This window comes from Micromonospora sp. B11E3 (assembly GCF_039871625.1).
In the GTDB taxonomy this organism is placed as follows: Bacteria; Actinomycetota; Actinomycetes; order Mycobacteriales; family Micromonosporaceae; genus Micromonospora.
In genome coordinates, this window is the sequence record NZ_JBDPMC010000044.1 from 43925 (window position 1) to 55255 (window position 11331).

Consider the following 11331-nt stretch of genomic DNA (forward strand, 5'->3'; position numbering starts at 1 on the left):
CGCCTGATGTGCCGCCACCTGGCGTACGTCGGGCCGCCGGTGACGGTGGGCGCCCTGCTGCTGGACCCGCCGCACTCGCTGCTGCGCCAGTCCTGGGCGCCGCGGGACATGCGCGGCGGCGGGACGGTCAACGCCGACGGCTTCGGCGTCGGCTGGTATCCGCCCGACGGCGGCCCGCCGATCCGGTACCGGCGGGGCACGCCGATCTGGAGCGACCCGACCCTGCCGGAGCTGGCCGCGGCGACCACCAGCGGCGCCGTGCTGGCCGCCGTCCGGTCGGCCACGGTGGGCATGCCGGTGCTCGACACGGCCGCCGCCCCGTTCGCCGAGGGGCGGTGGCTGTTCAGCCACAACGGGGTGGTCCGCGGCTGGCCCGACTCGGTGGCCGGGCTGGCCGGGCAGCTGCCGGTGCGGGACCTGCTCACCCTCGACGCGCCGACCGACTCCGCGCTGCTCTGGGCGCTCGTCCGGCACCGGCTGCGCGCCGGGGTCGAGCCGGCCCGGGCGGTCGCCGAGACGGTGGCGGCGGTCGCGGCGGCGGCCCCGGGGTCCCGGCTGAACCTGCTGCTCACCGACGGGCACACGGTCGTGGCCAGCGTCGCCGGGCATGCGCTGTCGGTCCGGCAGCGCCCGGGCGAGGTGCTGCTGGCCTCCGAGCCGTACGACGACGACCCCGGCTGGCAGGAGGTGCCGGACGGGCGGCTGGTGGTGGCCACGGCGGCCGGGGCGCGCACCGACGCCCTGGCCACCGGGGTGAGCGGGGACCGGCCGACAGGGAGATCACGACCACGAACGGGGGGAATCCCATGAGCGCGGAACCGCTGGAGATCCAGCTGGAGGAGTGGGACCTGGACCGCAGGCTGCGGGAGGACGTCCAGGCCGGGCTGACGGCGCGGCCGAAGTGGCTGCCGCCCAGGTGGTTCTACGACGCCCGGGGCAGCGAGCTGTTCGAGGAGATCACCCGGCTGCCCGAGTACTACCCGACCCGGGCCGAACGGTCGATCCTGGCCGAGCGGGCCGGCGAGATCGCCGAGCTGACCGGCGCGAAGACCCTGATCGAACTGGGTTCCGGCTCGTCGGAGAAGACGCGGCTGCTGCTGGACGCCTTCACCCGTCGGGGCGGGTTGGGCACCTTCGTGCCGCTGGACGTCTCGGTCAGCGCCCTGCGGCAGTCCACCGAGCGGATCGCCGCGGACTACCCCGGCCTGCGGGTACGCGGAATCGTCGGCGACTTCACCCACCACCTGGACCGGCTGCCCGCCGGCGGGCGCCGGCTGGTGGTGTTCCTCGGCGGGACGATCGGCAACCTGCTGCCCACCGAGCGGGTCCGGTTCCTCGCCGCCATGCGCGCGGCCCTGGAGCCCGGCGACTGGCTGCTCGTCGGCACCGACCTGGTGAAGGACCCGGCGGTGATCGTTCCCGCCTACGACGACGCGGCCGGGGTGACGGCCGAGTTCAACCGCAACGTGCTGCGGATGATCAACCGCGAGCTGGGCGCCGACTTCGACCCGGAGGCGTTCGCCCACGTCGCCCTCTGGGACCCGGAGCGGGAGTGGATCGAGATGCGGCTGCGGGCCGAGCGCCCCATGCGGGTGCGGGTGCTCGACATCGATGTCGAGTTCGCCGCGGGGGAGGACCTGCGCACCGAGGTGTCGGCGAAGTTCCGCCCGGAGGGGATCGCCGAGGAGCTGGCGTCGGCCGGTTTCGCCGGCCACGCGTTCTGGGCGGACGCCGACGGCCTGTTCGGCGTCACGCTGGCCCGCGCCGACGAGCGGCTGCGGCCCCCGACCGTCGACTGAGCGGGGCTTCCGACCGTCGACTGAGTGGGAGCCTCGATCGCGGGCTGAGTCGGCCACCGATCGTCGACTCAGCCCGGCCCCCGACCCGGCCCGCCCGGCTCGGATCGGGGTCGGCTATGGTTGGCGCCGCGAAGGGGAGTAGCCCCCAATGTCGTGGTCGACACACTGGCGCGTTCCGCGCCCGGCCACGCGGCCCCGCCGTCCGGCGGGGCGGGCGAGACCTTCGACCCAGGCTGTGCGCAACAGCCGGGTCGAGGGCGCCCCAGATACCCCGGCCCGGCATGATCGGGAAGGGTGTCATGGAAGGTTTTCTCGTCGCGCTGGCGATCAGCTTCGGCGTGATCTTCGTCGCGGAGCTCGGCGACAAGTCGCAGCTGATGGCGCTGACGTTCGCCACACGGTTCAAGCCGATCCCGGTGCTGATCGGCATCACGGTCGCCACCGCGATCGTCCACCTGGCCTCGGTGGCCATCGGCTACGGCCTGGGCGCGGCCCTGCCCACCGCCTGGATCTCGGTGATCGCCGGCCTGGCGTTCCTGGGCTTCGGCGCCTGGACGCTGCGCGGGGACAAGCTCACCGAGGAGGAGAAGCGCAAGGCCGAGAAGAGCAGCCGGTCGGCCGTCGTCGCGGTCGGCGTCGCGTTCTTCCTCGCCGAGCTGGGCGACAAGACGATGCTCGCCACGATCACGCTGGCCACCAAGTACGGCTGGTTCGGCACCTGGCTCGGCTCGACCCTCGGCATGGTCGCCGCGGACGCGCTGGCGATCGTCGTCGGCCGGCTGCTCGGCCGGCACCTGCCCGAGCGGGCCATCCGCTACGGCGCCGCGGTGCTGTTCGCCATCTGTGCCCTGTGGCTGATCTTCGAGGGGGTCGCCGAGCTCACCTGAGCCGGTGCCCGGGCGGGCCCCGGCCCCGCCCGGGCCCGGACCGCCCGTACGCCCTGCGGCGGAGACGATCACGGCTTACGGTGGGCGACGAGAGGCACTGCGAACAGCGGGAGGACAACGGCATGAGCCGGCACGACGAGCCCAACGAGTTCGGCTACTCCGGCGGCGCCACCGCGCCCGAGCCCCCGCCCGGCGGCCGTCCGGACGAGCAGGACCTGGCCGAGGAGGTGGCGGTGCCGGCCGACGACCTCACCCATCCGTACAGCGACGCGCTGGCGGAGGAGACCGAGCAGGCCGAGGAGGAGGGGGAGCACCCGCCCGGCCGCGACGGCTGACCGCCGCCGGCGGGGGCGGCCTGGTGCCGTCCCGACCCCGCCGGCCTGTGCCGTCCCGCCCCGGCGCCGGCCGCGGCGCGGCGGGGCCGGTTGCTCCCCCGGCCCGCGCCGGGCCCGTCAGCCGCGGTCCGGCCGCCGCTGGCACACGTCCGGTACGCCGTCGCCGTCGGCGTCCACCGCGTCCCGCTCGGCGATCCGTCGGTACGCCGCGTTGCGCCGCCGTAGCACCGCCGTCGCCAGGGCCGCGGCGACCAGGGACGCGGTCAGCACGGCGACCTTCACCCGGTCGTCGGCCGCGGTTCCCGCGCCGAACGCGAGTTCGCCGATCAGCAGCGAGACGGTGAAGCCGATCCCGGCCAGCAGCGACACCCCGAGCAGGTCCGGCCACCTGATGTCCTCGTCCAGCTCGGCGCGGGTGAACCGGGCCAGCAGGTACGTCGAGCCGAAGATCCCGACCGCCTTGCCGAGCACCAGGCCGGCGACGACCCCGACCACGATCGGGTCGGTGAGGACCGCGCCCAGGTCGGTGTCGCGCAGCGACACCCCGGCGGCGAAGAACGCGAACACCGGCACCGCGAAGCCGGCCGACAGCGGCCGCCAGCGTTGCTCCAGCCGCTCGGCCAGGCCCGGGGCGCCGTCGCGGCCCGACCGTACGGGCACGGTGAAACCGAGCAGCACCCCGGCGACCGTGGCGTGCACGCCGGAGGCGTGCACCAGCGCCCACGCCGTCGCGGCCAGCGGCAGCAGCGCCCACCACCAGGTGCGGCGACGCTGCACCAGCGCGGCGAACGCGGCGATCGGCAGCAGCGCCGCGAGCAGCGGCACGGGGTGGAACTCCGCGGTGTAGAAGACCGCGATGACGACGATCGCGAACAGGTCGTCCACGACGGCGAGGGTCAGCAGGAACGCCCGCAGGCCCTGCGGCACGTGCGAGCCGACCACGGCCAGCACGGCCAGTGCGAACGCGATGTCGGTGGCGGTCGGGATGGCCCAGCCGCGCAGGCCCGCGCCGCCGCCGGCGAGCACCACGGTCGTGAAGACGAGCGCGGGCAGCAGCATGCCGCCCAGGGCGGCCACCACGGGCAGCACGGCCCGGCGCGGGTCGCGCAGCTCCCCGGCGATGAACTCGCGCTTGAGCTCCAGCCCGACCACGAAGAAGAAGATCGCGAGCAGCCCGTCGGCGGCCCACGTCGCCAGGTCCAGGTCGAGGTGCAGCGACGCGCCGCCGGGCCAGGGCACCCAGTCGCCGAGGGCCGTGTAGGACCGCCGCCAGGGCGAGTTGGCGAAGAGCAGGGCCGCCACCGCGCCGAGCAGCAGGAGCATGCCGCCGACCGACTCGGTGCGCAGCACGTCGGCGAGGAACCGGGCCTCCGGCCACGAGGTGCGGGCGAAGAGCCGCCGTACGGGGCGGTCGGTGCGCGGGGTGCGGTCGGTCATGGGCGTGATCCACCTCGGCGGGCTCGCGGGGACAGCAGGACTCCACGCCGACCAGGCTTCCCGGCACACCGGGTCCGACCCTATCCGGCGCCGCCCGCGACGGCGACCGGTGACCGGGCGACCGGGGCGTACGTCACTTCACCGGCCCTGGCGGAGTTGTTCCGGACGCATCCGGTGAAACATTGCCGCATTCGCGGCAATGCTTCACTGTGTGTGCCGGTTGCCACTTTATATCCGCTTTGATCCTCTACAGTCGGTGGCACGGCGTATGCGCCGGGTGGGGCTGTCGGAGCTGACATCGCCCCTTGATCGCTGAGGGAGCTTTCGTGGTTTACATGTCGACCGAACGGACCGGACGGGGGCTGCCCGGCTGATGGACGTTCGCGATTACCTCCGGGCCGTCCGCCGCGGCTGGTGGCTGGTCCTGCTGGCCGTGCTGGTGAGCCTCGGCGTGGCCGCGCTGGTCACGGTCCGCGCACAGCCCAAGTACGTCGCCTCGGTGACGTTCTTCGTCACCACCCCCAACCAGGGGGTCACCGAGGCGTACCAGGGCAGCATCTTCATGCAGCAGCGCGTCAAGTCGTACGCCGACCTGTTGCGCAGCGACCGGCTGGCCCAGAGCGTGGTGGCGAAGACGCCGCTCGGGCTCACCGCCGAGGAGGTGCAGTCCCGGATCACCGCCGCCACCATCCCCGACACCGTCATGCTGCGCGGCACCGTCACCGACACCGACGCCACCCGGGCGCTGCGGCTGACCGAGGCGATCGCCGCCCGCTTCGTCGAACTGGTCCGGGCGGTGGAGACCCCGCCCGAGGGGCGGGCCGCCGCGATCAAGGTGGAGGTCGTCAGCGGGCCACGCGTCTCGTCCAGCCCGGTCTCGCCCCAGCCGGCCCGCAACCTGGCCCTCGGCGCGCTCGCCGGCCTGCTCGCCGGCGTCGGCATCGCCGTGCTCCGGGCGCGCCTGGACACCCGGCTGCGGGACGCCGTCGCGCTGCAGCGCGTCACCGGCAGTCCGCTGCTCGGCGAGATCCCGTTCGACCCGGCCGCCCGCACCGCCCCGCTGATCGTCGGGGAGGCGGCCACCTCGCCGCGCGCCGAGGCGATCCGCAAGCTGCGCACGAACCTGCGCTTCGTCGACGTGAACGAGCCGGCCCGGGTGATCGCGGTGACCAGCGCGTTGCAGGGGGAGGGGAAGACCACCCTCTCCTGCAATCTGGCCATCGCGCTGGCCGAGGCCGGCTGGCGGGTCGCGCTGGTCGACGCCGACCTGCGCCGGCCGAAGGTCGCCGAGTACCTGGGCCTGGAGGCCGGCGTCGGGCTGACCGACGTGCTGCTCGGCGACGTCAACGTCGCAGACGTCGTGCAGCGGTGGGGCGACAAGTCGCTGCTGGTGCTGCCCAGCGGCTCGGCCCCGCCCAACCCCAGCGAGCTGCTCGGGTCCAAGGCCATGGCGGACCTGCTGCTGGTGCTGCGGGAGTCGGCCGACATCGTGGTCATCGACACGGCCCCGCTGCGCAACGTCACCGACGGGGTGGTCGTCGCCGTCCAGGCCGACGGCGCGCTGCTGGTGAGCGCACACGGCCGGACCGACCGGGGGCAGATCACCGCCGCGGCCCAGGCACTCCAGTCGGTCTCCGTCCGGCTGCTCGGGTGTGTGCTGAACATGGCCAAGCTCGGCCGTGCCGAGACCTACCAGTACGAGAGCTACCGCGTCGTCGTACCACAGGCGCCGCCCGCCGTGCCGATGGACCGGGCCAGCGCCGTGGCCGCCCGGGCCGTCGGACACCGCGGCCGGGAGCAGTCCGGCGCCCCGACGCAGGAACTCACCCGGCTGCCTCGATGAGCGCGGCGACCGGGGCCAGCGACCGCTCGATCTCCGACGCGCAGCGCCGGAAGTCCGCCGGCGTGCCGCCGATCGGGTCGTTCAGGTCGTCGTCGGCGGGGGCGGCTGGCTGCAGCCGCCCCCGGGCCACGGCCGCGGCCCGCACCGCCGCCGGCAGGAGCCCGGCGTCCGTCGTGTCCGGCGCGTCGGCCAGCGCGGCGAGCCGCGCGAACTGGCGCAGCGTGAAGGTGCGGTGCAGGGCGGCCGGGACGAGCGAGACGCAGGCCGCCCGCTGGCGCCGGGTCGCGGTCAGCACCAGGGCCGCGTCGGCCAGGTGGGCGGGGGCCAGCAGCCGGCTGCGGAACTCCGCCGGGTCCCGCCCGGTGCCGGCGGCGATCTGCGCCGCGAACGGATGCATGCGCCGGCCGTCCAGCGCGGCGACCCCGGCGCTGGCCACCTCGACGGGCAGCTTCCTCATGAGCACGCCGGCGAGGTACTCGGCCATCGGCGAGCGGCACATGTTGGCGTGGCAGACGAACAGGATCCGGTCGGCCATCGGAGACTCCCCCAGCGTTCTGGTCGTACCTCGGCCCGGCGGGCGGGCGCCGGTCCGGCCCGGCGGTGCGCCGGTCGACGGCGGGCTGCGGGCATCCTATGCGGCGCCGGCGACGGTCGGTGGCGACGCCGCGCCGAAGGGTGATGGAGGTGGGCGGTCGACGCCCCGGGGCGGGGGGCGGCGATGAAGGTCGGCATCCTGTCGTACCACTTTCCTCCGGAGCCGGCGTTCATCCCCGGCAGCCTCGCCGAGGAGCTGGCCGCCCGCGGGCACGAGGTGCGGGTCCTGACCGGCTTCCCCGACTATCCCGGTGGGCATGTCTACCCGGGCTGGCGGCAGCGGTGGCGGCACGAGACGCGCAGCGATCGGCTCACCGTGCGACGGGTGCCGCGCTGGACCGGTGGGGACGCCTCCGTGCGCGCCCGGATGGCGACCTGGCTCTCCTTCGCCGGCAGCGCGGGACTGATCGGCCGCGGTCACCTGACCGGCGTCGACGCGCTCTACGTCCACCAACTGCCCCCGACGACCTTCGCCGCGCTCGGGCTGCTGCGCCTGCTGGGCCGGGTGCCGACGCTGCTGCACGTGCAGGACGTCCGCCCGGAGCTGGTCGGCCCGACCGCGATGACGGGCCCGTGGGCGGCGCGGGTCGCCGCCGCCACCCGCCGGCTCTACCGCTCCGCCGACCTGGTGGCGGTCACCGCGCCCGGGATGCGCGACCTGGTGGTGGCCGACGGCGCCGACCCGGCCCGGGTGCGATTGGTGCTCAACTGGACCGACGAGCGGATCTTCCACCCTGCCGAGCCGACCCGCGAGGCCCGCCGGCTGATCCGGGGCGACGGCGACGGTCGCTGTGTGGTGATGCACGCCGGCACCATGGGCGCGCGGCAGGGCCTGGAGACCGCCGTTCGCGCCGCCGCGCCACTGCGGGGCACGATCGACCTGGTCCTGGTCGGATCAGGCGGCGACGAGCCGACGGTCCGCGGGCTGGCCACCGAGCTGGGCGCGGGCAACGTCCGCTTCGTTGCGCGCCGGTCCGCGCTGGAGATGGCCGACCTGTACGCCGCCGCCGACTATCAGCTCGTGATGCTGCGCGACCTGCCGGAGCTGCGGGGGACGGTCCCCGGCAAGTTGCAGGCCGCGCTGAGCTGCGCCTCGCCGGTGGTCGCCTCCGCCAGCGGCGACACGGTCGAACTGGTCGAGCGGTTCCGGGCCGGCCTGTCCTGCCCGCCCGAGGACTGGGCCATCCTGGCCGACCGCTTCTGGCTGGCCGCCACCATCCCGCCCCCGGCCCGCCTGGAGATGGGCCGGCGTGGCCGGGAGGCGTACCTGCGGGACATGTCGCTGCACGGTGGGGTGGACCGGGTGGAGCGGCTGCTCTACGAGATCGCCGCCCCTCGGCGGGGAACCGAGCGGAACTCCCGTCTGGGCACGGAGCTCTGAAACGCCTGATATTGCCGCTCGTCTCGGGACTTTCGTGCTAAGAATTGACCGATCAGCCTGTTTGTCCAATTCGAGCGGAGCAGGTGTGAGCGAAAGTGAGCGACACGGACGCGCCGGGCGCGCGTCCCGGCGGCGTACCCGGGCCCGGGTACGCAGGGCCCTGACCGCCGGCCTCCTCGTCGGCTCGCTGGTCCTGCTGACCGGCGGCTGGGTGGGCTTCCGCAGCTGGCAGGCCCGCGCCCACCTGCTGAACGCGGCCGGGCTGGCGCGGGACCTCAGTGCGGACGTGGTGGGCGCCGACGTCGAGCGGGCGCAACGAACGCTCTCGGCGCTGCAGGAGCAGGCCGGCGCCGCCCGGGAGGCGACCGGCGACCCGGGCTGGTGGCTCGGCCGGCGCGTCCCGTACGCCGGGGACGACCTGGTGGCCGTACGCCAGATCGCGGTGGCGATCGACGACCTCGCGCGCGGGGCGTTTCCCACCCTGCTGCGCACCGACCTGTCGACCCTGCTGCCCGGCAGGGGGCAGCTCGACGTGAACCGGCTGCGCGCCGTCTCGTCGGACCTCGCCGACACGGACGCGGTCGTGCAGCGGATCCGCACCCGCCTCGCCGCCGTGCCCACCGAGGACCTGGTCGCCCAGGTCCGCCGGGCCGTCGCCGACCTGCGCGCCGAGATCGACCGGCTGGCCGGGCTCACCCGCGCCGCCGACCAGGCCGCCCGGCTGCTGCCCACCCTGCTCGGCGCGGACGGCCCACGCACGTACCTCATGGTCTCGCAGAATCCGGCGGAGCTGCGCGCCACCGGCGGCATGTTCGGCGCGTACGCCCTGATCAAAGCCGCGAACGGTCGGCTGCGAATGGCCGGGCAGGGCACCAGTGCGAGCCTGGGGCGGTTCACGCCGCCGCTGAATCTGAGCCGGGACGTCCGGGCGCTCCACGCCGACCTGCCCGGGACGTACCCGGCGGACGTCAACCTGACGCCGCACTTCCCGACGGCAGCCGCCCTCTACCGGGAGATGTACCGGCGTCGCAGCGGCACGACCGTGGACGGCGTGCTCGCCGTCGATCCGGTGGTCCTGTCCTACCTGCTCCAGGCCACCGGGCCGGTGTCCGTGCCGGGCCAGCCCGCGCTCGTCGGCGAGAAGGTGGTGCAGACCCTGCTGTCGGACGCGTACCAGCGGCTCAAGCCGGCCGAGCAGGACGAGTACTTCGCGGCCTCCTCGGCGGCCGTCTTCACCGCGTTCTTCTCGCGCGACGTCAATCCTCGGGCATTTTTGTCCGGTATTGGGCGTTCTATCACTGAACGTCGCATATTGTTCTGGAGTGCCCGGCCGGACGAGCAGCGGATCATCGGCGACAACCGACTGGCCGGATCGCTGCCGGAGCAGGAGACCGTGCCGACGGTCGGCGTGTTCCTGAACGACGGCAGCGGCGCGAAGCTCGGCTACTACCTGCGCCCGGCGGCCACCCTGACCGTCGGGGAGTGCCGACCGGACGGTCGCCGGCAACTCCGGCTGCGGTTCACGCTCCACTCGACCGCCCCGGCGCGCGGCCTGAGCGCCTCCGTGCTCGGCCTCGGCCTGGCCGGCGACCCGTACACCGCCCGCACGCTCGTCTCCGTCTACAGCCCCGCCGGCGGCGCGGTGCTCGGCAGCCGGCTCGACGGCCGCGACGCCGGCGCCGGCAGCGGCTACGAGCGGCGCCGGCAGGTAGCGGTCGCCAACGTCGAGGTCCGCCCCGGTGCCACCCGGACGCTCGAGGTCGACCTGCTGACCGGCGCGACCGGCAGCGGCGACGGTGAGCTGTGGCTCACCCCCACCGTCACCCCATGGACCACCCAAGTTGTTTCCGCACCGCACTGCGCTCAGTAGAAGGGAACCAACCATGCGGCTATCCCGCATCATCATGGCGCTCACGGTCGGCTTGGCCGTCGTGGCCGCGCCGACCGCGGCGGGGGCGGCGCAGCCGCAGCCGACACCGTCGCAGACCGAAACCGACCCGCCGCAGCCGCCGCCGTACGCGCCCCAGCCGCCGGTGCTCACGGTGGTCCCGACTACCATCACCCTCGGCGAGACTGCCACCCTGCGGGGGGCCGGGTTCGGGCCGCGCGAGATCGTCGACGTGACCGTCACGGTGGCGCCGCTCGCGGCAGGCGTTCCCGGCGAGGGGCGCCGTGCTCCGGGCGAGGGGCGCGGCAGTGACGGCAGCACGGTGGCGATGGCGCCGGTGGCCTACCAGGCCGCGGCACCACTGCACTTCACCGTGCGGACCGACGCGAACGGCCGCTTCTCCCGCGTGTACAAGCCGAGCGTGACCGGCCGGCTGACGTTCACCGCCACCGGTCGCACCACGGACAGGACGGCCAGCGCGACGCTCACCGTGCTACCCGTCACCCAGCCGTCGCCATCCCGTCCGGGCGGGCTGCCCGTGACCGGTGACAGCCTGGGCACACCGCTTGCGATCGGCGGTGGGCTGGTGGCCGCCGGCGTGGTGCTGACGCTCGTCGGCATGGCCTGGCGTCGTCGCGACCGGTTCGGAATCGGCTCGACACGTTCCTGAGCGCCCCCGATGTAATGGGTGACGGTGCCCCGCCGGCGTGGTCCGGCGGGCACCGTCACTCTGCTGCGGGATGGGTGGTTGCGGTGGGGTGGGGCCCGCCGTGACCGGCTCCGGGCGGTCAGGCTTGATCCCTGCGCCGGTCACGGCGGGCCCCACCCGGTTCGAGGGCGGCCGCCGCGTCTTGATCGACTTCGAGGGGGCGGCTGCCGCGTCTTGATCGACTCGATGTCAGCGACATGGCGGCATCCGGAGGGCTCGGACCCCCCGATGTCGCCGACATCGAGTCGATCAGCCGTCCCGGCGGCGGCATTATGCGCCGAATGTCCGCTCTGGTGGGGTGTCTGGGCATGACCGGGGGCACCCTGGCCGGGGAATCGTGGCCGGGGCGGGGTCGTTACACCTGACGCACGGCCGAGGACGGCGTCCCGCTTCCGTGTCCGTGAGGCGGGTGGGCCGGGCCCGGAATGGTGACGGGCCGCCGGTCGTTGTGCATGGTC

General features: G+C 74.5%; 10 protein-coding genes. 8 read left to right on the forward strand and 2 right to left on the reverse strand.

The annotated features are described in order from the left end of the window. The first annotated feature begins 6 nt into the window (after window positions 1-6). From egtC to ABGB16_RS21195, 4 genes are all read left to right on the forward strand, one after another. Window positions 7-810 carry an ergothioneine biosynthesis protein EgtC gene (gene egtC, locus ABGB16_RS21180; RefSeq protein WP_347669826.1) on the forward strand — a complete coding sequence of 268 codons (804 nt, stop codon included), beginning with the start codon at window positions 7-9 and terminating at the stop codon, window positions 808-810. Further along, the gene (gene egtD, locus ABGB16_RS21185) at window positions 807-1799 is read left to right on the forward strand and encodes an L-histidine N(alpha)-methyltransferase (protein WP_347669827.1); all 993 of its coding nucleotides are present in this window, start codon (window positions 807-809) and stop codon (window positions 1797-1799) included. Before egtC ends, egtD begins: the two co-directional genes overlap by 4 nt. A gap of 299 nt (window positions 1800-2098) precedes the next feature. Continuing rightward, window positions 2099-2686 (forward strand): TMEM165/GDT1 family protein, encoded by a 588-nt coding sequence (locus tag ABGB16_RS21190; RefSeq protein ID WP_347669838.1) that lies wholly within the window; start codon window positions 2099-2101, stop codon window positions 2684-2686. Between the two features lie 122 nt (window positions 2687-2808). Then, window positions 2809-3021, forward strand: coding sequence for a hypothetical protein (locus tag ABGB16_RS21195; protein ID WP_347669828.1), 213 nt, complete (start codon window positions 2809-2811; stop codon window positions 3019-3021). 117 nt (window positions 3022-3138) lie between these two features. Here the strand turns inward: ABGB16_RS21195 and nhaA are convergent, their stop codons facing one another. Further along, the gene (gene nhaA / locus ABGB16_RS21200; protein WP_347669829.1) at window positions 3139-4458 is read right to left on the reverse strand and encodes a Na+/H+ antiporter NhaA; all 1320 of its coding nucleotides are present in this window, start codon (window positions 4456-4458) and stop codon (window positions 3139-3141) included. A gap of 373 nt (window positions 4459-4831) precedes the next feature. Between nhaA and ABGB16_RS21205 the strand changes: the two genes are divergently transcribed. Further along, window positions 4832-6301 (forward strand): polysaccharide biosynthesis tyrosine autokinase, encoded by a 1470-nt coding sequence (locus tag ABGB16_RS21205; protein ID WP_347669830.1) that lies wholly within the window; start codon window positions 4832-4834, stop codon window positions 6299-6301. Here ABGB16_RS21205 and ABGB16_RS21210 read toward each other — a convergent pair. Beyond that, on the reverse strand, window positions 6282-6836 hold the full coding sequence (locus ABGB16_RS21210) for a low molecular weight phosphatase family protein (protein ID WP_347669831.1): 555 nt from the start codon (window positions 6834-6836) through the stop codon (window positions 6282-6284). The genes ABGB16_RS21205 and ABGB16_RS21210 overlap by 20 nt on opposite strands. A 183-nt stretch (window positions 6837-7019) precedes the next feature. Between ABGB16_RS21210 and ABGB16_RS21215 the strand changes: the two genes are divergently transcribed. The 3 genes from ABGB16_RS21215 to ABGB16_RS21225 all read left to right on the forward strand — a co-directional run bounded on the left by ABGB16_RS21215 (window position 7020) and on the right by ABGB16_RS21225 (window position 10834). Next, entirely contained in the window at window positions 7020-8276 is a 1257-nt protein-coding gene (locus ABGB16_RS21215) for a glycosyltransferase family 4 protein (protein ID WP_347669832.1), read from the forward strand. An 85-nt stretch (window positions 8277-8361) separates the two neighbouring features. Then, complete coding sequence (locus tag ABGB16_RS21220; protein ID WP_347669833.1) at window positions 8362-10146, forward strand: DUF4012 domain-containing protein; 1785 nt, start codon at window positions 8362-8364, stop codon at window positions 10144-10146. Window positions 10147-10159: 13 nt separating this feature from the next. Further along, window positions 10160-10834: a hypothetical protein gene (locus tag ABGB16_RS21225; protein WP_347669834.1), complete on the forward strand. Its 675-nt coding sequence runs from the start codon at window positions 10160-10162 to the stop codon at window positions 10832-10834. Window positions 10835-11331 lie beyond the last annotated feature (497 nt).